The organism is Streptomyces rimosus (assembly GCF_008704655.1).
In the GTDB taxonomy this organism is placed as follows: domain Bacteria; phylum Actinomycetota; class Actinomycetes; order Streptomycetales; family Streptomycetaceae; genus Streptomyces; species Streptomyces rimosus.
On sequence record NZ_CP023688.1, the window covers coordinates 5,448,652 to 5,473,453 of the forward strand.

23 protein-coding genes, 1 tRNA gene and 1 pseudogene are annotated in these 24,802 nt (G+C 71.0%); 10 read left to right on the top strand and 15 right to left on the bottom strand.

The features are described from left to right. Positions 1 to 121: 121 nt before the first annotated feature. The 9 genes from CP984_RS23600 to CP984_RS23635 all read right to left on the bottom strand — a co-directional run bounded on the left by CP984_RS23600 (position 122) and on the right by CP984_RS23635 (position 9,560). Positions 122 to 197, bottom strand: a tRNA-Arg gene (locus tag CP984_RS23600). 196 nt (positions 198 to 393) lie between these two features. Further along, entirely contained in the window at positions 394 to 1,974 is a 1,581-nt protein-coding gene (locus CP984_RS23605) for a SulP family inorganic anion transporter (RefSeq protein WP_078575439.1), read from the bottom strand. An 18-nt stretch (positions 1,975 to 1,992) separates the two neighbouring features. Continuing rightward, on the bottom strand, positions 1,993 to 2,595 hold the full coding sequence (locus CP984_RS23610; protein WP_003979787.1) for a carbonic anhydrase: 603 nt from the start codon (positions 2,593 to 2,595) through the stop codon (positions 1,993 to 1,995). Between the two features lie 191 nt (positions 2,596 to 2,786). After that, positions 2,787 to 3,716 carry a hypothetical protein gene (locus CP984_RS23615; protein WP_030184187.1) on the bottom strand — a complete coding sequence of 310 codons (930 nt, stop codon included), beginning with the start codon at positions 3,714 to 3,716 and terminating at the stop codon, positions 2,787 to 2,789. Continuing rightward, the gene (locus tag CP984_RS23620; protein ID WP_003979785.1) at positions 3,713 to 5,146 is read right to left on the bottom strand and encodes an MFS transporter; all 1,434 of its coding nucleotides are present in this window, start codon (positions 5,144 to 5,146) and stop codon (positions 3,713 to 3,715) included. The genes CP984_RS23615 and CP984_RS23620 overlap by 4 nt, the downstream gene beginning before the upstream one ends. A gap of 49 nt (positions 5,147 to 5,195) precedes the next feature. Then, positions 5,196 to 5,726: a glycine-rich domain-containing protein gene (locus CP984_RS23625; RefSeq protein WP_003979784.1), complete on the bottom strand. Its 531-nt coding sequence runs from the start codon at positions 5,724 to 5,726 to the stop codon at positions 5,196 to 5,198. A 148-nt stretch (positions 5,727 to 5,874) separates the two neighbouring features. Then, positions 5,875 to 7,200 (bottom strand): hypothetical protein, encoded by a 1,326-nt coding sequence (locus CP984_RS23630; protein ID WP_030184183.1) that lies wholly within the window; start codon positions 7,198 to 7,200, stop codon positions 5,875 to 5,877. A 284-nt stretch (positions 7,201 to 7,484) separates the two neighbouring features. Then, the gene (locus CP984_RS41410; protein ID WP_003979782.1) at positions 7,485 to 7,646 is read right to left on the bottom strand and encodes a hypothetical protein; all 162 of its coding nucleotides are present in this window, start codon (positions 7,644 to 7,646) and stop codon (positions 7,485 to 7,487) included. Between the two features lie 783 nt (positions 7,647 to 8,429). Next, positions 8,430 to 9,560, bottom strand: a complete 1,131-nt coding sequence (locus CP984_RS23635; RefSeq protein ID WP_003979781.1) for a ScbA/BarX family gamma-butyrolactone biosynthesis protein — start codon at positions 9,558 to 9,560, stop codon at positions 8,430 to 8,432. Between the two features lie 214 nt (positions 9,561 to 9,774). Here CP984_RS23635 and CP984_RS23640 point away from each other — a divergent pair, with 214 nt between their 5' ends. Continuing rightward, a complete protein-coding gene (locus CP984_RS23640) occupies positions 9,775 to 10,389 on the top strand; it encodes a ScbR family autoregulator-binding transcription factor (RefSeq protein ID WP_030184180.1) in 615 nt (204 codons plus the stop codon). A 119-nt stretch (positions 10,390 to 10,508) separates the two neighbouring features. Further along, positions 10,509 to 11,636: an NAD-dependent epimerase/dehydratase family protein gene (locus tag CP984_RS23645; RefSeq protein ID WP_226048692.1), complete on the top strand. Its 1,128-nt coding sequence runs from the start codon at positions 10,509 to 10,511 to the stop codon at positions 11,634 to 11,636. A 145-nt stretch (positions 11,637 to 11,781) separates the two neighbouring features. Here the strand turns inward: CP984_RS23645 and CP984_RS23650 are convergent, their stop codons facing one another. Beyond that, on the bottom strand, positions 11,782 to 12,981 hold the full coding sequence (locus CP984_RS23650) for a transposase (RefSeq protein WP_043980148.1): 1,200 nt from the start codon (positions 12,979 to 12,981) through the stop codon (positions 11,782 to 11,784). 769 nt (positions 12,982 to 13,750) lie between these two features. Here CP984_RS23650 and CP984_RS23655 point away from each other — a divergent pair. After that, positions 13,751 to 14,437 carry a TetR/AcrR family transcriptional regulator gene (locus CP984_RS23655; protein ID WP_003979775.1) on the top strand — a complete coding sequence of 229 codons (687 nt, stop codon included), beginning with the start codon at positions 13,751 to 13,753 and terminating at the stop codon, positions 14,435 to 14,437. 78 nt (positions 14,438 to 14,515) lie between these two features. Beyond that, positions 14,516 to 15,475, top strand: a complete 960-nt coding sequence (locus tag CP984_RS23660) for a phosphotransferase (protein ID WP_226048693.1) — start codon at positions 14,516 to 14,518, stop codon at positions 15,473 to 15,475. 4 nt (positions 15,476 to 15,479) lie between these two features. Here the strand turns inward: CP984_RS23660 and CP984_RS23665 are convergent, their stop codons facing one another. After that, a complete protein-coding gene (locus CP984_RS23665) occupies positions 15,480 to 16,661 on the bottom strand; it encodes an FAD-dependent oxidoreductase (RefSeq protein WP_003979773.1) in 1,182 nt (393 codons plus the stop codon). Between the two features lie 283 nt (positions 16,662 to 16,944). On the opposite strand from CP984_RS23665, the gene CP984_RS23670 reads away from it, so the two are divergent. Then, a complete protein-coding gene (locus tag CP984_RS23670; protein WP_050504657.1) occupies positions 16,945 to 18,204 on the top strand; it encodes an IS701 family transposase in 1,260 nt (419 codons plus the stop codon). A gap of 30 nt (positions 18,205 to 18,234) precedes the next feature. On the opposite strand, the gene CP984_RS23675 is transcribed toward CP984_RS23670, so the two are convergent. Then, a complete protein-coding gene (locus CP984_RS23675; RefSeq protein WP_003979771.1) occupies positions 18,235 to 18,597 on the bottom strand; it encodes a hypothetical protein in 363 nt (120 codons plus the stop codon). Then, on the bottom strand, positions 18,594 to 18,767 hold the full coding sequence (locus CP984_RS41415) for a hypothetical protein (RefSeq protein WP_003979770.1): 174 nt from the start codon (positions 18,765 to 18,767) through the stop codon (positions 18,594 to 18,596). The genes CP984_RS23675 and CP984_RS41415 overlap by 4 nt, the downstream gene beginning before the upstream one ends. A gap of 98 nt (positions 18,768 to 18,865) precedes the next feature. Between CP984_RS41415 and CP984_RS23680 the strand changes: the two genes are divergently transcribed. The 3 genes and pseudogenes from CP984_RS23680 to CP984_RS42160 all read left to right on the top strand — a co-directional run. After that, entirely contained in the window at positions 18,866 to 19,522 is a 657-nt protein-coding gene (locus tag CP984_RS23680) for a TetR family transcriptional regulator (protein ID WP_003979769.1), read from the top strand. A 119-nt stretch (positions 19,523 to 19,641) separates the two neighbouring features. Then, entirely contained in the window at positions 19,642 to 20,454 is an 813-nt protein-coding gene (locus tag CP984_RS23685) for a helix-turn-helix domain-containing protein (protein WP_043980138.1), read from the top strand. Further along, positions 20,451 to 20,564, top strand: a pseudogene (locus CP984_RS42160) (DUF397 domain-containing protein); the annotation flags it as partial. The gene CP984_RS23685 and the pseudogene CP984_RS42160, both read left to right, overlap by 4 nt. Here CP984_RS42160 and CP984_RS42165 read toward each other — a convergent pair. Continuing rightward, positions 20,536 to 21,246, bottom strand: a complete 711-nt coding sequence (locus tag CP984_RS42165; RefSeq protein WP_003979766.1) for a rhomboid-like protein — start codon at positions 21,244 to 21,246, stop codon at positions 20,536 to 20,538. The pseudogene CP984_RS42160 and the gene CP984_RS42165 overlap by 29 nt on opposite strands. Before the next feature lie 339 nt (positions 21,247 to 21,585). Here CP984_RS42165 and CP984_RS23700 point away from each other — a divergent pair, with 339 nt between their 5' ends. Further along, positions 21,586 to 22,254, top strand: coding sequence for a TetR/AcrR family transcriptional regulator (locus tag CP984_RS23700; RefSeq protein WP_003979765.1), 669 nt, complete (start codon positions 21,586 to 21,588; stop codon positions 22,252 to 22,254). Positions 22,255 to 22,696: 442 nt separating this feature from the next. Here CP984_RS23700 and CP984_RS23705 read toward each other — a convergent pair whose 3' ends face one another. Beyond that, positions 22,697 to 23,002 carry a hypothetical protein gene (locus tag CP984_RS23705; protein WP_129821002.1) on the bottom strand — a complete coding sequence of 102 codons (306 nt, stop codon included), beginning with the start codon at positions 23,000 to 23,002 and terminating at the stop codon, positions 22,697 to 22,699. A gap of 220 nt (positions 23,003 to 23,222) precedes the next feature. Here CP984_RS23705 and CP984_RS23710 point away from each other — a divergent pair, with 220 nt between their 5' ends. Further along, on the top strand, positions 23,223 to 24,755 hold the full coding sequence (locus tag CP984_RS23710; protein ID WP_003979560.1) for an MFS transporter: 1,533 nt from the start codon (positions 23,223 to 23,225) through the stop codon (positions 24,753 to 24,755). Positions 24,756 to 24,802 lie beyond the last annotated feature (47 nt).

Here is a 24,802-nt window from a genome sequence, read left to right on the forward strand (position 1 = left end):
CCGCACATCGATAGTCCAGCAAAGGGTAATCAAAGAGCAAGCAGAGTACGGGGCATGAGAAAGGACCGAGGCCAGAAACTGCTCTGACCTGGGCCCTTGTCCCAGTAACCACTGGTAGTGCTGGTGCCCCCGGCAGGATTCGAACCTGCGACACCCGCTTTAGGAGAGCGGTGCTCTATCCCCTGAGCTACGGAGGCGGGGTGGTCGGCGCCCCGTGGGCGCGGACGGGCTGCTGGTGGGCAGCTTTGGACAGGGTAGCGGATGTGGGGGCGGGGGTGGGGACGGGCCGGGCCCCGAAGGCTTTGGGGGCCTTCGGGGCCCGGGAGGGGGCCCGCCCGGGTGGTTCCGGGTGGGGCCGGGCGGGGTCCGCGGCCTGAGCGGCCGGGGCGTGCTTTAAGGCGCGTGTGCCGGGTTGTCCGGGGTCGGGGAGTTCGTTGTTGTCTTGCTGCGTTGGGTTTCCCAGCTGGTCAGGGCTGTGGCGCAGGCGTGGTCGAGGTGGCGTAGGCCGGTGAGGTCGAGGGTGATGGGGCGGTCGTGGGGGAGGGACTCCAGTTGGTCGAGGAGTTTGGGGAGGCGGAGGAAGGTGGCGTTGCCGAGGGCGCGTACCTGGATGGGGGCGGTGGACGGGGCGTCCAGGCCGGTGATCTCCAGGTGGACGTGGGAGGTCTCCCAGGCCGTCTTGGCGATGGCCAGGAGGAGGCCGATCAGTACGCCCTCGAACATGTTGGTCACGACGATCGCGATGGCGGTCGCCGCGAGGATGACGGCCTCGCCCCGGTGCTCACGCCAGAGCGGGGCGAAGTCGCGCAGCGGGAGGAGCTTCCAGCCCGCGTGGACCAGTACGCCGGCCAGCGCCGCCACCGGGATGACGCCCAGCGCCGCCGGGAACGCCGCCGCGAAGATCAGCAGCCATGCGCCGTGCATCACGCGGGACGCCTTGGTACGGGCTCCGGCGTGGACGTTCGCGGAGCTGCGTACGATCACCGCGGTCATCGGCAGGGCGCCCAGGATGCCGCAGACGGTGTTGCCCGCGCCCTGGGCCATCAGCTCCTTGTCGTACTGCGTACGGGGCCCGTCGTGCAGCCGGTCCACGGCCGCCGCGCTGAACAGCGACTCGGCGGACGCGATGAGCGCGAAGGCCAGCACGGTGCCGATCGCGCCGACGCTCGCGAGCTGGGCGAAGTCCGAGCCGCCCGGCGGCTGGACGGACGAGAGCAGGCCCGTCACCTCGACCCTGGCTATGGGCAGGTCGAGGGCGAAGACGGCGAGCGTGGCCAGGGCCACGGCCGCCAGCGGGGCCGGCAGGACGCGGGCCGCCCGCTTCCAGCGCGGCCAGAGCACCAGTACGGCGATGGTGCCCGCGCCGACGGCGAACGCGGTCAGCGCCCCGCCCGACCCGGCGGTGCCGGTGACCAGGCCCGGCAGTCCGCCGAGGTTGGCGAGGCCGCTGCCGGGCGCCTTGGTGTCGGTGAGCGCGTACAGCTGGCCGGCGATCAGTACGAGGCCGATGCCCGCGAGCATGCCCTGGACGACGGCCACGGAGATCGCGCGGAACCAGCTGCCGAGGCGCAGTGCGCCCATGGCGACCTGGAGGAGGCCCGCCACGAGGACGATCGCCCCCAGCGCGCTCAGCCCGAACTGCTGCACCGCCTCGTAGACGAGGACGGTCAGTCCGGCCGCCGGGCCGCTGACCTGGAGGCTGCTGCCCGGCAGGAAGCCGGTGAGCAGGCCGCCGACGATGCCCGTGATCAGGCCGAGTTCGGCGGGGACGCCGGAGGCGACGGCCACGCCGACGCACAGCGGCAGGGCCACCAGGAAGACGACGATGGAGGCGGTGAAGTCCGCCCGGAGGAAGGGCCAGCGGGGGGAGGCGGGGGAGGGGGAGACGGGTGGGGTTGTCGGGGCGGAAGGGTTGGAGGTTTCGGCGGCGGGGCGGGGGTCCGTGGTCGCGCCCGCGGTCGTTTTCGGTGTCATGGGGGAGCGCCTTCGCCGTCAGAGGGGGAGGAAGGTTTCGGTGGCGGGGCAGTGCGCCGAGACGAGGCCGGTGTGGACCTCGTAGTACCAGCCGTGCAGGCTCACCTCGCCCGCGTCGACGCGCTCGCGTACGCACGGGTACGCGCGCAGTCGCGCCAGCTGCTCGGTGACGTGCTGCTGGACCGCGGTCGCCACCGTCGGCGCCTCGTCCCTGGGCAGCTCGCCGGAGACCTGCTGGGTCAGCCAGGCGCGTACGTCGGGGGCGCCCGCGAGGTCCTCGCGGCGCGCCATGGCGCCGACCGCGCCGCAGTGCGAGTGGCCGCACACCACGATGTCCGCGACGCGCAGCACCCGCATCGCGTACTCGATCGTCGCGGCTTCCGCGCTGGCCGGCATGCCCGGACGGTGCGGAGGTACGGCGTTGCCCGCCGTACGGAGTTCGAAGAGCTCGCCGGGGAGGGCTCCGGTGATCAGGGACGGGATGATCCGTGAGTCGGAGCAGGTGATGAACAGGGCGAGCGGCGACTGGCCGTCGGCGAGCCGCTGGTAGGTCTCGCGCTCCTCGTGTACGGCCGCGATGCGGGCGTTGAAGGAGCGGGCGTGTTCGATGAAGGTTTCCACGAGGGAATGTCTCCTGCTGGTCGGTTACGTGGTGCAGTGCCATGGGGTGCCGGCGAGCGCTGTGTGACGCCGCGCGGCCGTTTGCGGCCGTGCGGGCAGCGGTGCGAAGCGCCGTGGCGCTGTGCGGCGCCACTGAGGGCATGGCAGAACCCGTTCGACTGGTGCGGAGCAGGAAGCCCCGGCGGTATCCCTCAGCAGCGGAACACGCAGTGCAGACAGTGCAGGGCGGGACGGGTGGAGACGCCTGGTCTTGATGAGGCGGACGCGGCGGTTGTGCCGAGGTGCGCGGACGACAGGGCGTCGGCCGGGTAGGACCGGGCCGTACGGAGGTACGGCGGTGCCGGGCGGCGGTTCGGGCACGGCGCGCCTTGCGCGGTCCGCGCGCAGCGGCGCGCGTGGTTGCGGTCCTTCTCCTTCTCCCGACCGGCGTCACGCTCGTTGTCGCGCCGGTACTGGATGCCCGTGGTACGGGGTTTGGTCGTCGGGGACAGCTCGGTGGGTGTCCCGTGTGCACCTGGAGGAGCCGCAGGTGTGGGGGTGGACACCTGGGCCGGTGCGGTGCCGGCGGCCGGGAGGAGCGGGGTCTTGCCGCCCTTGCCCGCTGCCGTACCTGAGAAGAGCAGGGTCAGGACCACGGCGAGGACGCCGAGGAGGGTGAGGGGGCGGAGGGAGCTTCGGTGGGGCCGGCCGCCGTACGCCTGGGGCTCGTACTGCCGACTTCCGTGCCGCCGGGTGCCGTACCGCCGGGTGCCGAGTGCGCCCCCGCGGGGCTCCCGGGACGGGGCGGTGCGCATACGGGCTCGCGCCTCGCGCCCGGGGGCAATGGGCGTGCGTACCGGCGTACGGGATGCGGCGCGCGCCACCGTGAGGGCCGGGGCGCGACGGGGCGTACGTTCCGCCCCCGCGCCCGGCGGGCTGTGCGGCCGGTTGGCGGCCGTGTAGTGGGCCGGGTGTCCGGCCGTGTCGGGGCGGGGGGAGAGCGGCCGGGAGAACCAGGAGCGGCGACTGCGGCCGCCGGTCGCACCGTTCGCGTCTGCCCCGCCGGAGCGCCGGCCGTTCACGTCCGCTCTCCCGAAGCGCTGGGCGTTCACGTCCGCTCCCCAGGAGCGCTGCCCCTTCATGTCCGCTCCCCGGAAGCAGCGGGAGCGACGGAAACGGCGGCAGAGCCCGAGCCGTCGGCAGCCGTCGTACGGGCCCCGCCCCTCGACCGCCCGCCAAGCGCCAGCAGAGGTACAAGACCAAGCGCCACCACTCCGCCGCCGAGCCCCAGCGCCGAGTACCCGCCCGAGGCCACGACCAGCCCCGACGCCATGCCGCCCGTGGCGCCCGCGATGGCGATCCCCACGTCGACCAGGCCCTGCGTCGAGGCGCGGGTGGCCAGCGGTACGGCGTCGGTGACGATGGCGGTGCCGCTGACCAGGCCGAAGTTCCAGCCGACGCCGAGGAGTACGAGTGCGGTGGCCAGCGCCGGTACGGAGTGCGCAGGCGCCAGTGCGGCCAGCAGACCGGCGGCGAGCAGCACGATGCCGGAGGCCGCCGCGACCCGCTGCCGTCCGATCCGGTCCACGAGGAGTCCGGTCAGCGGCGACGGCAGGTACATCGCCGCCACATGCAGGGCTATGACGAGCCCGGCGGTCTCGGTCGCGTGGCCGTGCGCCCGCATGTGGACGGGCGTCATCGTCATGATCGCGATCATGACCAGCTGGGTGAGGGTCATGACGGCGGCGCCGGAGACGATGCCGCGGAGGTTCGCGGGCCCGGCGGCGCCGGCCGCTTCCGACCCGGCCGCCGCCTCGTCCTTCGACCGCCCCTCCGCCTCCCCCTCCAGCCCACCCCTGGACTCCGTCTCCGCCGCACGGACCCGCGCCAGCCGCAGGGGATCAGGCCGCAGGAACACGCCCAGCACCACCGCCGCGGCCGCGTACGCGACCACCGCCAGCAGGAACGGTCCGGCCAGGCGCGGTACGCCCAAGCCGTGCGCGACATCGCCCGTGACGCCGACCAGGTTCGGGCCGACCACCGCGCCGAGCGTCGTGGCGAACAGCACGAGGCTCACCGCGCGCCCCCGCCGCGCGGGCGAGGCCAGGTCGGCGCCCGCGTACCGGGCCATCAGGGTCGTCGCCGTACCCGCCCCGTATACGAGGAGGGACAGGAACAGCAGCCATACGGAGCCGACGGCGGCCGCGATGACGACGCCGAGGCTGCCGAGACCGGCCGTGGCGTACCCCAGGGTGAGCCCCGGGCGCCGCCCCCAGCGCTGGCAGACGCGGCCGATCCCCACGGCGCCGAGCGCGGCACCGCCCGTGAACAGGGCCGCGGGCAGACCGGCCAGCCCCGTCGAGCCGAGCATCTCCTCGGCGAGCAGAGCGCCCACCGTGATGCCCGCGGCCAGCCCCGCGCCGCTGAGCGTCTGGGAGAGGGCGAGCACGGTCAGTACGCGCCGCTGTTCGGGGGGCTCGGGCGCCTCCGGGGGCGCGTTTTCGTGCGAAGCGGGGTGCGGGCCATGGGGTGGTGTGGCGTGGGGGGCCGGTTCGCCGGGCCGAGCGCTCATGGGTCCGTGTCCTCGTGGTGGGGAGGGGCGGGCTGCCCCGGAAGCGCCCTCAGGGCGCGCCGGCGGGCTGGAGGGACGCGATGTCCCGCAGCGACATGTCCAGCTGGTCGTGCAGGAAGCGCACGATCGTCCAGTGCGGCAGCGCGCCCTCGTCGAAGGGGCCGAACTCCCGCGCGTACAGCGGTATCCAGCGCAGGGCTTCCTCGATCGCCTGCTCGCGGCCGGGTTCCTGCTGGTAGTCCTCGTAGCCGATGCTGCGGTGCTCGATGAAGAACCGGCCCGGCAGCCGTTCCTCGCAGAACTGCCGGTACTCGCGCGTCTGGAGGATGAGGTAGTGCCAGATCTCGTCGATGTCCTGCTCGACGGGCAGGAAGAGGCCGCTCAGCTGCTCGCGGTGCCGGGAGACGAGGTAGAGGTACCGCAGGCATTCGGTGACCTGCCGCTCTACGTACGCTGGCTCCGCGCCGCCGCTCAGCGCCACGAAGTGCTCCACCACCTCGGCGTGCAGGCGGTCGCCGAGCAGGGTGACGAGGTCGTCGGGGGTGATGCAGGGCTTTTGTTCCTGCGGGTGCGTGGTCATGGTTCTCCCGTGGTGTTTGCGTGTGTCGCAGCTACCGCGCGCGTCTCGCGTGTCTGATGCATCTCGTGCATCTCGTGCATCTCGTGCATCGCGCGGATCTCGCGTATCGCGTACGGCCCGTACGGCGACGGGGGACTCACCCACCCGCTCAGCCCGTCCCGCCCGTCTCACCCGTTCCGTCCGCCCCACCCGTCCCCCGATCGAGCCACGCGTACTTCCCCGACTTCCCGATCGGGATGTGGTCGCAGTGCTCGACCCGACAGGCCAGGCCGGTCAGCCGTTCCACTCCGGCGCTCAGCGCCGCCGCCTCCGACGCGTCCAGAGGGGCGCCGTCGAACGTCGTGTACCGCAGCTCGGTCTCGCCGAGCCCAGCCGCTCCCCGCGCGTCCCCGACCACCCGCAGCTGGTGGACGAACACCCGGGACGACGCGCCGCTCACGCAGTCGTCCAGGTCGCCCTGCGCGACCGGCCCACGGCCGTGTGCCGAGGTGAGCAACTCCTTCTCACGGCCGCAGAACCGGACGATCTTCGTCGGGTCGGGTGTGCCGTCCAGCGTGCGCGCGCAGTCGCCGGACCGGTAGCGGATCAACGGCATGTACGGGTTGCGGACGCTCGACACGATCATGCTGAAGATGCCGCTGTCCGGCGCCACCGGGACCAGCTCGACGCTCATCTTGTCGAGGTAGGGATGGTACCGGCCGTTGCGGTCGCTGTAGTAGAGGTAGCCCAGTTCGGTGCTGCCGAACAGGTCGATGACCGGGCAGTCGAAGTGCTCGTACAGGTAGTGCCGTACGTTGACCGGCGTGTACTCGTAGGCGTGCACGATGCTCGCCGGCTTCGGGAACCGGTCCCACAGCCCCCAGTCGGTGACCTGCCGCACGAGGTGCGCCAGGTGGTAGCCGGAGCAGTCGAGGTGGTAGCGGCCGTCCGGGTGTGCCTGCCGGGCCGTACGGATCTCGGCGAGCATCCGTTCCACGTCCGCGCGGTCCCAATGAGCCGGGTCGAGCGTGAGGTTGACGTAGAAGGTGCGGTCGTCGAGCCGTCGGTCTTCCAGGTCGGGTACGGGCGCGAGCTCGGTCCGCCCGCGCTTCTTCGCGTTGACACGCGCCACGTGTTCGGTCGCCAACACGGTCGTCAGGGAGACGCGTTGGCAGCCCGCGTGCCAGGTGCCGGCGATATCCGGGTGTTCGCTCCACAGCCGGTAATAGGAGTTCAGCAGGAAGTACGGCGGCCGGATGATCTGCATACGGGCGTGGTTGGTGCCCGTGGAGAGCACGAACTCGGCCTTGCCGGCGTCGAGCGCTTCGGCCAGTGCCGGGGTCATCCAATTGTCCGGAAAGCCCCGGGCGATCTCCGGTTTGTCGAGTATGGGGAAATGCCCCCGTTCTATCGACGCGCGGTAGATGGGTATGTCCCTTATCCGGCTCACGATGTCGGCGGTCGGTTGTCCCGACCGGCTCGGCTGGCCATCCATGCTCACCCTCAGGTCTGTCTTGTATGGCGGACGGGGAGTGATCGGTGTCGCGGCGTACGGGAAGCGGGGTGCGGGACCTGCGTCGTGCCGGGAACGTTTGTTGAAACGGGCGTCTGTTGTTCGGGCGCCTGTGCTTCGGGCGGCCTTCGTACCGAAAGCCGTTGTGGCGAAAGTCTTTGCGTCCACGACCGTTGTACGGCCGTTGTGCGGACGTGAAGTGGCGGGGAGCCGGCCGTGGTGTGCGGCCGACGGCCGGGTCCCCGCCGGGAGGGCTCAGCGCCCGGTCAGGAAATACATCCCGTCTTGGGCGCGGCCGTGGCCGCGCTGATGCAGCCGGACTTCGTGGCGCTGATGCAGCCGTCCTTCCCGGCTCCGCGCGGCGAGTTCAAGGCGACCCACTCACGCCAGACGCCGTCCTGGGCCATCTTCTTGATCAGCTGTTCCATGTCCGTCGAGCCTCCGCAGGCAGGGGATGGTGGAAAACGGCGATGATCAGCCACGCGAGCCGCGCGGGTGCCGCTCTCTAGAACGTAAAAGACAGACCAAGTGATCGTCAAAGGCTTGCCATGCCGTGTTGGCTCAAACGCGGGCATGAAGGGATGCTTTGGCTTGATCCTTCCGTTTGTGACCGTGCTTTGGCGGGGGTTTGTGGCTGGTAGTGACCGTTATTGGCCGGAAGCGGGTACTGGGAGCGGGGGTGGGGCGGTCGATTGGTACAGCATGGGCATGTCAATCCGGTCACTGGCCGGAACGCGGTCGGATGGCCGGTTTGCGACCATGTGGCCGCGCGGTGAACGCACGGTGGATTTCCCGAAGTCGCGTCGGGATGACGGTCAATGTGGGCCTGCCGGGGAGCGCCCCGGACCCGTCCCGTACGCAGCGGGCAGGGCCGTGTCGGCCCTGCCCGCGAACAACGCCTCATGCCTTGTCGATGGCGCAGGAAGGCCCGCCGGGACTCCCGCCGGAGGGGCCATCGGCACGGGCCTTGCCGCCTCCTCGGCCCGTACGTGAATCCCCCGCGAATCCCTGCGCAATCACCGGCCATACGACGAGCGATGACCGATCAGTCATCGGTCAACCGTCAATCAGCCGCCGGTCAATCTCCGCCCATTCACCCCGGCGGCTCCGGGCAACCCCGGCACGGCTCCACCCCCGAACCGCCACCGGAATTCCCCGCCGAGCCTCCGGTGAACCCCAAGCGATGCCCCGTCGATCCTCCGGCGATCCCCTTACGAATCCCCACCCGAAACACTCGCCAACGACCGCGCGGTAACCCTCGCGGAGAACAGCTCCTCCCCGTTCTGATACGCGGTGACGCGCGTAGCGATGAGGCCGGAGCCATCGGTCTGCGGCGTATCCCCGGCCGGAACTTCAACCCCCGAATCCGCGGCGCCGATCACTGATCCCGTTGCCGCTTCCACCGCGGCCTCCGCCACTGCCTCCGCCCCTGCTTCCGATCCCGACTTCGTCATCTTTCTGGCCCCCGCTTCCGGGCGGCCGAGTACCGTCGCCTCTATCCAGCACGGTGCGTCCAATTCCGCGTACCGTGTGAAGACGGTGCTCAGTCCGACGGGTATGACCTCCATCGGGTGGAGTGCCGCGTGGACCGCCTGGTGGGCGGCCTCCAGCAGCAGCATGCCGGGGGCGTGGTCGACGGGGTGGTCGAAGATGACCGGGTGGGTGGTGTCCGTACGGAGCTGCCAGCGGTTGCGGGTGTCCGTGGGCGAGAGCATGACGCTCTCGAACTGCGCGCGGGCCACCCTGTGCGGCGCGACCGGCGGCGGCAGCGGTACCGCGCGGGCCATCGCTTCCCGGGCATCGCCGTATTCACCGCGCAGCCGGCGGTAGACGGCCGGTGCGTGGCTGGTGAAACGTGCGACCGCGGTACCGAGGCGGACACCGTTCCGGGTGGCCTCGACATCCATGGTCAATGCACTCAGTGTGTCCTTACGGCGTTTGATGTCGGAGCAGGCGATGCGTAGTTCGATCTCGGTGGGGGCAGTCTCGGTACGCAGTACGTCAGGGTCCAGTGAATAAGTGAAGTGGTCCCAGATGAGTTGGTGTCCGAACGGCACGTTGTAAGCGAGATGTGAGAGCAGCGGAATGGTCTGCCGGATCGTCTCGATGAGCAGAAGCGGGTCGTGCAGCCGATTTCTGGAGGAGTAGAACGTATGGGCCCGCGGCCATTCCGCGGTCACGGTGTGGACATCCGGGGCCGTCTCCTGCCAACTGGTGAGCAGAACTTCGGACAATGCCGTCTTGTGTACATACTCCTTGGGCACGGTGGTGGTCAGCGTGCGCGGGGAAGGTCCGGCGGCAGCAGGTGCGGGAAACTTCGGAAGCTGGCCGGTGGTGCTCATGCGGGTATCCCCCTGAGGAGTGTCTGCAGGTCCGGTCCTTGCGGCCCGTTGTGGTCCGCCGGGGCGCTCAGGCCGGTCCGCTACGTTCCTGCACGGGCCGCCAGTGGCCAACGAGGTCCGCTGCGCGGCTGGTTCGGCCGTCACGGCGTGAGAGCCTCGGCTTTCATAAAATAAATAGTATTCGTTTTGTTTGTCGAGGGAGCTGGTGCTGTCCATGCAGGAGCGTGCGGTCAGGACACGTGAGGTCATCCTCCGGGCGGCCGCCGAAGTGTTCGACGAGTTCGGGTTCAGCGGCGCCAGTATCAGCAAGATCATGAAGCGGGCCGGAGTGACGCAGGGTGGGATGTACTTCCACTTTCCGTCAAAAGAGGCACTGGCCCAGGCCGTGATGGTCGAGCAGGGCGGCGGCCTTGAACTGCCGCCCGGGGAGAACGGACTGCAGCGCCTGATCGACATCACCCTGTATTTGGCCGAGGAATTGCAGACAAATCCCAAACTGCGGGCGGGCGTCCGTCTTGCGGTGGAACAAGGGGAGTTCGGGGTACAGGACGATTCCGCGTACCGCGCCTGGGCCGAGGAGTTCGGCGGCCAGCTGAGCGCCGCGCGCGAGAAGGGCGAACTGCTCCCCGAGGTGAACGTGGAAGAGCTGGCCTGGGTCCTGGTCAGCGCCTACACCGGTACGCAGCTCTTCTCGCAGATCTCCTCCGGCCGGACCGACCTGCACCAGCGCGTGGTCTCCCTCTGGCGCTACCTGCTTCCGGGCGTCGCCGCCCCGCCCCTCAGACCGCTGCTGACCTTCGCGGCGCGACGGCGCCGGGCGGTGGCGTGAGCGCGCGCGAGCCGGCGGCGAAGAGCCTGCCGTAGGAGGCGGTGCGGGCCTTCGCGGACGCGTACGAGACCATGGCACGGAGCGGTTCCAGCAGCACCCCAGGAAGCGAGTGCACGAGCGTGACGGCGAAGACGGTGAGCGAGGCCCGGACGGAGGCCGGTAGCGGGCGGACGACCCGCCCGTGGCGCGTGGTCGTCACCGGAGCGACCGGCTTCATCGGGTCCGCGGTCCTGCGGGAGCTCCTGCGTACGGACCCGGCCTCCTCCCCGAGCACCCACCCGGATTCGGCACCCACCCCCTCCCCCCGCCCCCTCCACATCCGCGCCGCATCCCGCAAGCCTGCCGCCGCCTCCGACCCCACCACCGACCCCCGCCTCGACTGGGCCCGGGCCGACCTGGCCGACCCCGCCTCCCTCCGCGGCCTGTGCGAGGGCGCCGACGTACTGCTCCACCTGGCCTCCGACATCGGCCGGGACGCGGAGCACTGCGAGCTGGTGAACGTGCTCGGCACCGCCGCCCTGGTCGACGAGGCCGTACGCGCAGGTGTCGGCCGTATCGTCCACCTCTCCACCGCCGCCGTGTACGGGGCGGGACCGCACTCCGGCCTGGACGTGGACGAGATCCCGCCCGCCCCGGTCTCCGCCGCCAGCCGCACCCGGCTCGCCGCCGAGCAGCCGGTGCTGGCGGCGGGCGGCACGGTGCTGCGCCCGGGGCTGGTGCTCGGCGCCGGTGACCGGTGGGTGGTGCCCGCGCTGGCCGAGCTGCTGGGCCGGGTGCCCGCGCGCTGGGACGGGGGTCGCGGACTGCTCTCGGTCGTGGCGGTCGAGGATTTGGCCCGCCTCTTCGTACGGCTGGCCCTCGGCCCGTACGGCACCTCCGGCACTCCCGGAACCTCGGGCGCTCCCGCCTCCTCCGGCATCCCCCGCGGCATCCACCACGCCAGCCACCCCACCCCCGTGAGCAACGGCGACCTCATGGACACCCTCCTCGCCCACGACGTCTTCCCCGACGCCCCGGCCGCCCTCCCCGACCTCTCCTGGGCCGACTGCCTGCAGCGCCTCGAAGCCACCCCCGGCCGGGTGAGCGAGCGGCAGTTCGCCCTTCTCGCCCGCGACCACTGGTACCGCAGCGAAGAGGTGTGGACGGCGGCGGCCTGCGACCCGGGCCCCGGCCCGCTCGCGCGCCTCGCGGACTCGGCGGACTGGTACCGGGCCCACCTCCGCGCCCGCCTTCAGACGCGTGCCTAGACCCACCCGCGCCGGTGAACGCACCGGTAGACGCACCGGGCGCACGCCCGAGCGCTCCGGGCGCACATGCCAACGCGCCGGGCGCACACGCCGACGCGCCGAGCCTCCTCGAAGACCCGGCGCGTCGGCCCACCTGAGAGCGGCGTCAGGAAACGAACCGCACTCGGGACAGCGTCTGTTCGTCCTGCTCCGCCGTCAGGGCACGATAGGCGTGTGCGGCGGACGACAGCGTCATGTGATGGTGCCAGCCCGGAAACGAGCGGCCCTCGAAGTCGTGCAGCCCGAAGTCCGTCTCCAGGGCGCGCAGGGTGGCCGCGGGCAGCTGGTGCAGCCGGGCCAGGCCGACGAGCTGCCCCATGCGGCGGTGCGCCATGTTGGTGATCCAGATCCGGTTCGGCCGGGCGGAGTTCTGTCCCGGCTCCGCGAAGGCGCGGTAGGTGTGGTGCGAGCCCGGGATGCGTACCGGCGTGGGCGCGGTCTGCAGGAGCCGGGGGCGTGCGCCGGAGTCGTTGGGCATGCCGGGTGTGGCCGGGGTGGCCAGCGCGGTGGCGGACGGTACGGCGATGACGAAATCGCGCCCCTGTCGGGCCAGCGCCTCGATGAGCCGTACGGAGTCGGAGTACTCGCTCAGGTCGGCGACGACGGGCGCCGGCGCGGAGCACGTACGGGCGGCCTGCGCCTCCACCAGGTCGAGCGCGTGCACCCACATCGGGCGCGGGTTGTTCGCCTCGGCGGCGGGGATGCGGTTGCGGCGCAGCAGCTCCTCGTCACCGGCCCACTGGGGCGGCAGGAACAGCCGCCAGTCGACGGAGACGGCTGCGCTGTCCCCGCAGTCGGCGGCCGCGGCGACGCTCGCCGTCGAGGCGGCGGGAGGCGCGGGCGCGTCGCCCACCGGCAGGAACATGCCCATCGCGAGCTGGCAGCTGACGGTGCGCCCGGCGCGGGCGCAGAAGCGGCGGTGCACGCCGACGGAGTGGCCGCCGCGCTTGGGCAGCACCGCCGGGGCGAGGATCCACGCCCGTGCCGGGCCGGATGCCTCCGCCCGGCGCGCGATTTCGCGCCGTACGGGGTTCTTCCAGTCCCAGGGGCTGGCGTTGAGGAACTGGTGCAGCGACTGCGAGGCGGTCGGCGAGTCGGACACCGCGGCGGCCAGCCGGCGTACGGACTTCTTGCCCTCGGTGGTCAGCAGCGCCAGCAGGTACGCGTGCGCCCAGCGGCGCTGGTCGGTGCGCGGAAGATGGCCGAAAAGGTCGTCCGCGAAGGCGTCGAACGACCCCGATGCGTCGGCGGAGGCGCTGTCGGTACCGGTGGCGGCGGCCGGGGACGCGGCGGGGGCGCCGGCCATGGTGCTCCGGCGGGCGCTTCCGGTTCGGCCCGTGCCGGCGGTCCGGCCGGTGGTTCCGGTTGTGGCGGTCCGGGCGGCCCGGCCCGTCCGTACGGCACGGCCGGTGCCGCCGGTGAAGGCGTCGGCCGGAACTCCGGAGCGATCACGTGCCCCGGATTTGCCGGTCGCGCCGACGGCTGCGAGCGGGTGGCCGGAAGGGAGGCGGGTGGACAGGGATCGTGCGGGGGTGCGGGTGGCCGGCTGCGCAGTTTCTGTCGTCATGTGTTCGTTCCCTCCCGTGGTCATCCCGTGGATCGGGCGCCGACCAGCAAAGAATAAAGAACGATCGTTTTTTTTGCGAGCCCACGAGGTCCGGGGCTGTTTCCGTCATACCCGGAACCGGCTGGGAAGGCTGTCGAGCGACGCTCGGACGACTGTGGAGACCGGGGTCCGCGAGCGTCCGGAGAGCGGGCCGCGGCGGCGGTACGGCGGCGGGTCCGGGCCGGTCCGTACGCGCGCCCGCGGACCACTCGCGACCCGCCGCGGAAGCTCCCCGGCGCCGCGCCCCGGATTCCGCTTCGCCGTCTTCACCGGGTCGGGCCCGGCCCGGTCCCGCAACCGCTTCAAGTCTCTTCAAGAGCCCCCTTGAGGGCCCCCGGTTCCCATACTGATCAAGTCTCCGCCAACTGCCCCCGTCGCCGTGCGGCCGGCCGAACCCCGCCTCTAGCATGGGCGGTTGGGTGTCACCGGTACGGCGCTGGCAACCGAGGGCGATCACCGAGGCGGGACAATGGCGCGACAGGACCGAGCTGAGCGGACGCGCCGGGCCCTGCTGCGGGCGGCCGCCGACGAGATCGCCGAGAAGGGGTACGCGGGCGCCTCGCTGGCCCGTATCAGTACCGCGGCCGAGGTGACGATCGGCGCCCTGACCTTCCACTTCGCCTCGAAGGCCGCGCTCGCGGAGGCGGTACGGGATTCCGGTTGCGCCCTTACGCGCAGCGCGCTGGCGTCCCTGATGTCGGCGGGCGCGTGCCCCAAGCCGGGCGTGCACGGCGCATTACGACGGGTCGTCACCTTCACGCGCACGCTGGCGCGCCTCCTCGAAAAGGAGCCGACCGTACGGGCCGCCGCCCGCCTCGCCTGGGATTTCCCGGGCGACGGCAACACCTGGTACGCGATGTGGCTGCCGTGGCTCGGCGACCTCGTCGACCGGGCGCGCGCGGACATCGCCGGCTGGACGACCTCGGAAGCGGTCACCGCCACCGCGCTGTCCGTGGTGACCGGCGCGGAGTTCGCGGCCCGTATCGGCGTCTCGCGCGGAGCCACGGCCGGGCTGTCGCCGTGGGAGCACGTGGACCGCGTGTGGGGGCTGTTGTTGGGGGCGCGGATGCCGTTGTTGGTGGGCGGCGAAGAGGCCTCATTGAGTAGCGAGAACCCGATGAGCGGCGAGAACCCGGTGGGCGCCGGGGCGCGGTGACGGACGCTCCGTCCGCTCCATTCCCCGCAGCGATCAAACCCATCGCGCCCGCGCCCGCGGCATGGGACCATCGCCGACATGCCAGGACTGCCGGCGTACATGACGCCTGACCAGCTTGCCGCCCGTACGTCACGCGCACTGGCCGCCGCTGTCGGCGCGGGCCGCGACCTGGGGCTCACGGTCACCGACGCGAAGATCCTCCACGACGTGTTCTCCGTCGTCGTCCACCTCGCCCCCTCGCCCGTGGTGGTCCGGGTGCCGACCGTCCTGCCGCCCTACGCCACCCCCGACAGCCAGGCGGCACGGCAGCGGGTGGAGCTGGACGTGGTGGCCTGGCTCGCGGAACAGGGGGTTCCGGTGGTGCCGCCGAGCCCGCTCGTGCCCCACGAACCCGTACTGCGCGACGGTTTCGCCATGACGTTCTGGCAGTTCGTCGAGCAGGACGGAAACAGCGAGCCTGACTACGTACGGAACGCGGGCCTGGTCGCCGACCTGCACGCCGCGCTGCGCGCCTACCCGGGCGAGCTGCCGTTCCTGGCGGCCGCCGAACCGCGCTTCGTCACCGATGGGCTCGCCGCCCTCGAAGGGCACACCGATCTCATCGAGCCGGCCGATCTCGACCGCGCACGGCGCGAGTGGGCCGTCCTGGAGGCCGTCTTCAGCTCGCGCGCCGCGTTCGAGGCGGCGTTCCCCGGCGTCGGCCTCCAGACGGTCCACGGGGACGCGCCCGCCGTCAACATCGTCACCACGACGGGCGGCGCGCTGTACTCCGACTTCGAACTGGCCACGCTCGGGCCGGTCGAGTGGGACATGGCGGCCCTCGGCCCCGAGTGCGAGGCCGCGTACAACAGCGCCGCGCGGCGCCTGGGCCTCCGGGAGCTGGACGAGCGCGTCATGCGCGCCGTCAGCGCGGTGGGCATGCTGCGGGCGGTGGCGTGCCTCGCCTTCGTACCGCAACTGCCCATGCTCGCCGACGCCCTGAAGCCGGCGGTTGAGCAGTGGCGGGGGACGCCGTTCGCCGGAGGCCTGGAGGACTGAGCCCCTACTGATCCTGGTCCTGACTCCGGCCTCGGTTCTGGCCCGGGTCCTGGCCCTGCCCCTCATCGTGTTCGGCGAACGCGGCGACCAGGCTGTGGGGCGCGTCGTCGCCGAACATGAACTCATAAAGTCCGGAGCCCTCGGCGGCGGCCTCGATGCTGCGCGGGAACATGGCCTGCTCGTACGCGGTGAGCGCGGCCTCGATGTCATCGGGGTGCGCGGCGAGGGCCTGGCCGAGTTCGGCGCCGTCGAGCATGGCCAGGTTGGCGCCTTCGCCGTTCGGGGGCACGAGGTGGGCGGCGTCACCGATCAGGGTCACCCCCGGCGCCCGGCCCCACCGGTGTTCGACCGGCAGTGTGTTCATGGTGCGCAGGACGGGCGCGGTGTCAGTTTCGGTGATCAGCGCGGTCAGTTCGGGTGCCCACCCGTCGAATTCCCCCGCGATCCGCTCGGTGGCCGCTGCCGCATCGGTGAAGTCGATGGCGGCGAACCACTCCTGGGGCCTGGCCAGCATCACGTACGCGTGCAGGGTGTCGCCCCTTTCCCGGTGGGCGTGGATGCCCTTGCCCGGCGCGGGCGTGAGCAGCATGCCGCCGCCGACCGCTTTCGCGGTGGCCGGATACCGGGTGTCGGCGTCGAACAGATAGGTCTCGACGCACGACATGCCGGTGTACGAGGGGGTGGCGGTGGAGAGCAGCGGTCGGACCCGCGACCAGGCGCCGTCCGCGCCCACCAGCAGGGTGGTTTCGACGGTGCTGCCGTCGGCGAACGTCACCTCGTGGCGGCCCTCGCCGAGGGTGCGGGTACGGCTGACCTTGTACCCCCAGCGGACGGTGCCCGCCGGGAGCGAATCGAGCAGGGCCTGCCGCAGCTCGCCGCGCTGCACCTCGGGGCGCCCGCCCGTGCCGTCGTCCGCCTTGTCGAGCAGGACGGTCCCGTCCCGGTCGAGGACGCGCAGCGCCTGACGGCCCTCCAGGATCAGGCCATGGAACTCGTCCATCAGGTCGGCTGCCTTGAGGGCGAGCTGCCCGTTGTAGTCGTGGATGTCGAGCAGCCCGCCCTGATGGCGGGCCGTGGGGGAGGGCTCCGCCTCGTAGACGGTGGCCGGTATGCCGTTGACGTGCAGGACGCGGGCGAGTGTGAGGCCGCCGAGACCGGCGCCGATGATCGTTACGTGAGTGGTCATGGTGGAAAGGTGCCGGGCCGCGCTGACGGACTGCCGACAACTGCCGACAACGGGCCGACAGACGGCCGAGCTTCGGGCGCCGGCGGGAAGGGCCTGTACGTTCCCGAGCGCACCCAGTGGGCGCGTCCTGGCCGAGACCGCACAGCCCTGGTTTCGTGCCGCTCCGGAACTTTGTGAAGTAGTCCGCGATCCGCTCGCGGGCTCCAGAAAAATAGCGAACGTTCTTTATTGTCAGGCTGTCGCCCGCCTGCCAACCTTCTCCCCGGGGGCCAGTCCCTTGTCCGTGCCCGCAGCCCGCACCGCCGTTCCGCCGCCTCTCCCCGGGCGGCCGACCAGCACCCAGGAGGCGTGGATCGAGGACCTGTGCAGACACCTTTTCGCGTCCTTCACCAGGGCGGACCACCACCTCAAGGGCGAGCAGTACGTACGCGGGCTGCTCACCGCCCCCGGCCGCAAGTCCATCCGTAACATCGCCCGCACCTTGGAGGACGCCGGCGCGGCCCAGCGCCTGCACCACTTCATCTGCAACGCCCCGTGGAACTGGCGCGCCGTCCGCGAGGCCCTCTCGGACTACCTGATGCAGCGTGACCGGCCGCACTCCTGGGTGGTCCGCCCGATGCTCATCCCCAAGTCCGGTACGAACTCGGTCGGGGTCCACCGCCGCTTCGTCCCCGCCACCGGGCAACTGGTCAACGGGCAGCTGGCGTACGGGCTCTGGTACGCGGGCCGGGCCCTCGTCGCCCCCGTCGACTGGCGCCTGCACCTGCCGTCACCGGACTCCGGACCGTTCGCCCTCAGTGACGAGGGTGTTGCGCGGGTCCTCTCCCTGGCGCGCCGGTCTGTCTGCCCGGCCACCGAGGAGCTGCCCCCGATGATCTGGGACAGCCAGATGCATCATGCCGCCGACGTGCTGGGCGCGCTGGCGCCGCTCGGCCTGCCCGTCATGGCCCGTACGCCCGGCTCCCTGCCGCTCCACCTGGTGGATCGTTACGGTCGGCCCTCCCGCCGTGGCGCCCTCTCCGCGCAGCGCGTCCTCGCCACTCCCGAACGCCTCGGCCTGCCGGTGCACAACGTCGCTCCCGGAGTACGGGCGGTTCTGGCCCGCGTCACCCCCGCGCGGACCGGCGACGGCGGAGGCGGCGGTGAGCTGCTGCTCTACGCCCAGCGGTACGAGGACGCCGAGGCGTACGGCGGGCGCGGCACGGGTGACCGCGCGGACTTCTGGCTGACGACGCCCACCGGTAAGACCCCGGCCGAACTGCACCTGCTCACCAGGGCCGCGGCCCGCGTGGCCCGCGACAGCGTCCGCACCGGCGGCCGTACGGGGCTGCGCGACTTCGAGGGCCGGTCGTACGACGGCTGGCACCGCCACATGACGCTGGCCTCGGTCGCGTACGCCGTCCAGACGCTCACCACGCTCGATGCCGTACGGTTGGCCCGCGACGCGCAGCGCTCCTGCGTGCCCGCGCCCCCTTCGTGCGCGTATGCGCCGCACGGGAGCGGTCGGCGCGCAGGCGAACTGCCCCTCACTCTCGTGGGGTGAGGGGCAGCCGCTTCGGCCGGTACGGGCTGGTCAGCCGCCGAACGTCCAGCTCAGGGAACCGTCAGCGGTGGCCAGCGTCGCCAGAATGATCAGGTCGGCGGCGCCGAGGACCATGCCCAGCATGGCGCGGGCGCGCCGGGTGGTGTGGCGTGCCAGGGCCAGCGCTCCGAGTACGAGGGCGCACGGGCCGAGGATGACGTTGGCGACCAGGGTGCCGACGAGGCCGAGCACGAACGAGGCCACGGCCATGCCGTCGGCCTGGCCGTACGGCGCGGGGCGCTCGGCGGGCTTCGGTTCGGCGGACGGCTTGGTGCCGGGCGCCGTGCCGGTCTCGGCGTTGGGCCGGGTGTCGGACTTGGTGTCGGTCTTGCTGCCGTCGATGAGGGTGGTCATCGGGACGCTCCCTCGGTGTGGGTGGTGTGGTGGCGGCGCTCGCGGATGGTGAAGACGAGCAGCCAGCAACCGATGGCCACTGCCGCGATGATCGTGACGGGGACCGGGAGATGTGCCGCGGTACCCACCACAATCCCCAGCAGGAGGAGGGCTGCGACAAGGAAGAGCATGATCTGCCTTTCCGATTCGGAGGACAGTTGTTCACTCAGTACCTGGGTTCCCAGTGTAGGGGTGGAGAAACTGAGAGAACGGTTGTTTACTGGATGACATGAGTCACAGCGAGCCCGTCGGCGTCCGCCAGGCCCAGAAACAGCGCACCCGGCAGGCCCTGCTCGACGCGGCGCTGGGCCTGCTGGAGGAACAGAGCCTGAGCAGCATGGGGTTGCGCGAGGTGACCCGCGCGGTCGGCGTCGCCCCCACGGCCTTCTACCGGCACTTCCGTGATCTCGGTGAACTCGGAGTCGCCCTGGTCCAGGAGTCGTTGGCCAGCCTCCACGCGACGGTACGGGCGGTCCTCGCGGAGCAGGCCGGCGCGGAGGAGCGGATCGACCACACGGTCGCGGTCGTTGAGCGGTACGTACGGGAACACCCCGCGCACGTACGGTTCATCGCGCGCGAGCGGCACGGTGGTGTACGGGCGGTACGGCAGGCGATAGCGGGCGAACTGGACCGCTTCGCGACGGAGGTCGCGGCGGCGCTGAAGTCCCAGCCGGTGTCGCAGGGTTGGAGTGACGAGGACGTACGGATGCTGGCGGAGCTGTACGTGGACCGGCTGGTGATGACGGCCTCGGCGTTCCTGGACGTGAGCGATGGGGAGGGCGAGGGTGTGGACTCGGAGCGGTGGCGGGCGGTCGCCCGAACTGCGCGCAGGCAGCTGCATCTCATCAGCGTGGGGCGTCAGCACTGGCACGATGCCGTTTCCTGATCGCCGAATGGCGGGGGATGATCAATTGGCGGCGTAAGTAAGTCATTTGGCTCAATTGTCAGTGGGTGGGTCTAGCGTTTGTCGTGTCGTAACTACGCGAGTAGCGGGAGGCGAACACGATGGCGGTCGAGAATGCTCAACCACCGATGGCGTGGCGGTACTGCGGCAATCAAATCAAGCTGTGGCGCACTCATGCGCAGGTAAGTCGCGAGGAGCTGGCCAAGGAGGTCGGATATTCGGCGGAGTACGTGAAGTCAATGGAGCAGGGTCGGCGGAAGCCAACCAACCTGCTCCTCCTGGTGGCCGACCAGGTGTGCCGGGCGCACGGGATGCTGCTGGCAGCAGAGGAGTACCTGCAGCCCGAGAAATTCGCCTCGTACTCGGCGGATTACATGCTGTACGAGGTTGACGCGATTGCCCTGAAGTTCTACCAGGCTCTGCTGGTACCGGGACTGCTTCAGACCGAGGCGTACGCGCGAAGCCTCATCGTCGGGCACTGGCCGCCGCTGGATGACGCCACGATCGAACGGCGAATCAAGTCACGTATCGAACGTCAGCCGTTGCTGGACAAGACGACCACGGCGTTCAACTTCGTGATCAGCGAGGGGGTGCTCAAGAACCCCATCGCGGGCGAGGAGGAGCACAAGGAGCAGTTGCTCCGGATTCTGGAGTGCGGGGAGCGGCGCAACGTGGACATCCAAGTCCTGCCGGCCAGTAAGCGGGCGAACCCGGCTCTGGGCGGTCCGTTCGTCTTGCTGGAGACGGCAGAACACGAGCAGCTCGCCTACCAGGAGGGCCAACTTGGTTCGGCTTTGAGCAACGATGCGGAGCGCGTGAGTATCGTCAGCCAGCGATGGGCCAAGCTCGTCCAGCTTGCGCTTGACCCAATGGAGACGGCCCGGTTCATCAAGGAGTTGGTCGAGAAGCTATGAGTGGACGCTTGGTGTGGCTCAAGTCGAGCTACAGCAGTACTGACGGCGGCGAATGTGTAGAGATATCCGTCGCCCCGGATGCTATCCACGTCCGGGATTCGAAGAACCCGCAGGGGCCGCGGCTCGACTTTGACGTCGGCGCCTGGACCGCATTCCTCGCATACGCGCGCGAGCGCCCGGCGTGATCGGGTAACACGCCAGGCCCAGCAGCGCGGCGGACAGGTGGCCGATGTCGGTGAAGGTGAGGTTGTCGAAGAGGGGGATTGCGTAGAAGACGAGGACGCCTGCGGCGTAGACGTAGCGGAGGGGGTGCCAGGGGAGGCGGTAGGTCAGGACGGCGATGATGCCGGCGAGCGCGTAGCTGACGCCGACGTCCAGCGTGTCGACGGCGGAGTGCGGCGCCGCGCCCGTATGGATGGCGAGGGCGAGGATGCCTTCGCTCAGGTACGTGGCGCCGATGTGGGTGACGCCCATGACCGCGAGCCAGCGGCGGGTGCCGAGCCAGCGTTCGGCCGGGACGTGGAAGACGTTGTAGAGGACGAAGTAGTAGAGCCAGTTGCCGCCGGCGAGCCACAGCGCGCTGGTGAGGAGGACCCGGCCGGGTGAGTGCAACAGGTTGTTGATGTTGGTGGAGCGGTGTTGCAGGACCTGGTCCAGCGTGTCGGGCGCCAGGTGGTGCATGATCACCGACGTCACGAAGAGGATCGCGAGCCAGATGAACGTGCCGGGGGCCTTGCGTACGTAAGACCAGACCGCGCGGGCCGGGGCGGCCGGACGGAGCGCATCCCTCATGGCGCATGTATACGCCACCGTGCGCGGACCGTCGTAGCGCGTGAGGTCCGTACGGCGCGTGTGGCGCAGAACACAGAGTTGGCCGAAATAACCGGGGAGCCCCTCCCCGTTTAATCGGGTGTCCGACCGAAGCGGGGGATCACTCCCCGCTTACCGGATCACCGCCTTCCGGGCGCGCCCCGGATACGCGGCCCGGGCGGACACCCCGGACGCGCGACCCGGATACACAACCCGGACGCGCGACCCGCATACGAAGAAACGCGACTACGAAGAAACGCGACGTCGACGCGACGCAGAGACGCGACGGCGACGCCACGACGACGAGAGGAACGTGCCGACATGACCGCCACCCGGTCCCGCACCCGCGCCCCCGGCGCATGCGCGGCGACGCCACCGCACCGGCTGCGGGCGGACGCGTTGCGCAACCGGGAGCGGATCATCGGGGCGGCGCGTGAGGCGATGGTCGAGTTCGGGGCGGAGATCCCGCTCGATGAAATCGCTCGACGCGCCGGGGTCGGCAATGCGACGCTCTACCGTCACTTCCCGGATCGCCTGGATTTGATCCACCACGTCACGCTCTCCGTCATGGACCGCACCGCGGACAAGGCGGAGGCCGCGCTCACCGAGGAACCCGATGCCTTCCAGGCGTTGCGGCGCTTCGTGTTCGCGGCGGTCGAGGAGCGGATCGGGGCCCTGTGCCCGCTGCTCTCGGACGGTGTCGACAAGGACCACCCCGACCTGCTCGCAGCGCGCGGGCGCCTGGAGGGGGCCGTCGAGGCCCTGATGGGCGCCGCGCGCGACAGCGGCCAGCTGCGTACCGACATCGCCGTCGGTGACCTGATGGTCGCGCTCACTCAGCTCACGCGTCCGCTGCCTGGAAGCGGGTGTACCGACTTCGACCGGTTCGTGTACCGGCACCTGCTGCTGTTCCTGGACGGACTGCGGGCGCCGGCACGCTCTGAACTGCCCGGTTGCGCGGCCACGCTGGAGGACCTCCGGCACAGCTAGCGGACCACACGGGGGAAGAAAGAAACACGGGGGAAAGGAAGAAACATGGGGAACAACGGGGATCACGGGGGAGCCCGGGCCCGGCTGGGGCCGGGTCCGACCGGGCCGGCACCCAGGCGGGCCGGGGCCCGGTCGGGGCCGCCGACGCCGAGCATCGGCTGACGCCGATCACGCAGACGCTGACCACCAGCTGACGCCGACGCCGACGCCGAGGCCGACCGCTGGCCGAAGCTGACCGCCTGCCGAAGCCGATGACCGGCTGACGCCGACCATCAGCCGACGCCGATTGCCGGCCGAAGCCGACCGCCTGCCGAAGCCGACCGCCTGCCGAAGCCGACCGCCTGCCGAAGCTGACCGCTTGCCGAAGCTGATGACTGGCTGACGCCGACTATCAGCCGAAGCCGAACACCGACCGACGCCGACCACCGGCAGACGCCGACCATCAGCCGAATCCGAACACCGGCCGAAGCTGACCGCCGGCCGAAGCTGACCACCGGCAGACGCCGACCATCAGCCGAATCCGATTGCCGGCCGAAGCTGACCGCCTGCCGAAGCCGATGACCGGCTGACGCCGACCACCGACCGAAGCCGACCGCCTGCCGAAGCCGACCACCAGCTGACGCCGACCACCGTCCGGCGGCAGCCGACGTCCGGCTTCAACCCGGCCGAATGACGCCGCCACCCGGCCACCGGCCTGCACAACACCCGCCACCACGTCCGTCACGGCGCCCGCCACGACACCCGTCATGGCACCCGCCACGACACCCGCCACCACACCCGGCACAAGACGGCCCCGGCCGCCCCGGCGGCGGCGCAACCGCCCCCGCCCGGCCATACCGCAAGCCGATCAACGCCTGATCAACACACGTTCAACACCACAACAGCACCGACCTCCTCACTTACGCACACCGCAACGGCTCACGCCCACAGCCCGCTTCTCGCTCACGCACCACTAGGTGGACCCACCCATGTCTGAATCGGCCACGCACGTCGATCCCCGGCGCTGGAAAGCGCTCATATTCATCGCCCTGGCGCAGCTCATGGTCGTGCTCGACGCGACGATCGTGAACATCGCGCTGCCCTCCGCCCAGGCCGACCTCGGCATCTCCGACGCCAACCGGCAGTGGGTCATCACGGCGTACGCGCTCGCCTTCGGCGGCCTGCTGCTGTTCGGCGGACGCGTCGCCGACCTGTGGGGCCGCAAGCGGACCTTCATCATCGGCCTGGTCGGGTTCGCGCTGGCCTCGGCCCTCGGTGGCGCCGCGTCCAACGAGGGTGTCCTGCTCGGCGCCCGCGCCCTCCAGGGCGTCTTCGGCGCGCTGCTGGCGCCGTCGGCGCTGTCGCTGCTCGCGGTGACGTTCACCGAGGCGCGGGAGCGGGCCAAGGCGTTCGGCATCTTCGGTGCCATCGCCGGTGGCGGCGGTGCCGTCGGTCTGATCCTCGGCGGCGTCCTGACCGAGTACATGAACTGGCGCTGGACCTTCTTCGTCAACATCCCGTTCGCCGTGGTCGCCGCGGCCGGCGCACTGCTGGTGATCCGCGAGCCCGCGGGCAGCCGCAACCCGTCCCGCCTGGACGTGCCCGGCGTCATCCTGGCCACCCTCGGCCTGGTGTCCCTGGTCTACGGCTTCACGCGCGCCGAGTCCGACGGCTGGGGCGCCGGGATGACCATCGGCCTGTTCGTGGCGGCCGCCGTGCTGCTCGCGACGTTCGTGCTGGTCGAGTCGAAGGTCAAGTCCCCGCTGCTGCCGCTGCGGGTGCTCACCGACCGCAACCGCGCCGGTGTCTATGCGTCGCTGGGCCTGGCCGTCATCGGCATGTTCGGTCTGTTCCTGTTCCTGACGTACTACATGCAGATCGTGAAGGGCTACACGCCGGTCACGACCGGCCTGGCCTTCCTGCCGATGATCGTCGGCATGATCACCGGCTCGACGCAGATCGGCGCCCGGCTGATGACCCGCGTCCGGCCGCGGCTGCTGATGGCCCCGGGCTTCCTGCTCGCCGCCGTCGGCATGCTGATCCTGACCCAGATCGACCTGGACACGTCCTACGCGACGCAGATCCTGCCCGCGTTCCTGCTGCTCGGGCTCGGTATGGGTACGGCGTTCATGCCCGCGATGTCGCTGGCCACGCACGGCGTCCAGCCGCGGGACGCGGGTGTCGCCTCGGCGATGGTCAACACCTCGCAGCAGGTGGGCGGCGCGATCGGTACGGCCCTGCTGAACACCATCGCGGCCAGCGCCACCACCGCGTACGCCACCTCGCACGCGAAGAGCGCGCCCTCGGTGGACCTGCTGAAGCTGGAGTCGATGGTGCACGGCTACACCTCCGCGATCTGGTGGGCGGTCGGCATCCTGGCCGTGGCCGCGGCCATCGCGTTCACCATGGTCACCACCGGCAGCCAGGGCGGCGGACCGGTCGCCCGCTCCGGCGACGGCGCGGACGCGGCGGCAGACGCCGACGCGGAGGCGGACGTACCGATTCCGGTCATGGCGCACTGATCACGCCGACTGATCACGCCGACCGAGCACGCCAACTGATCACGGTG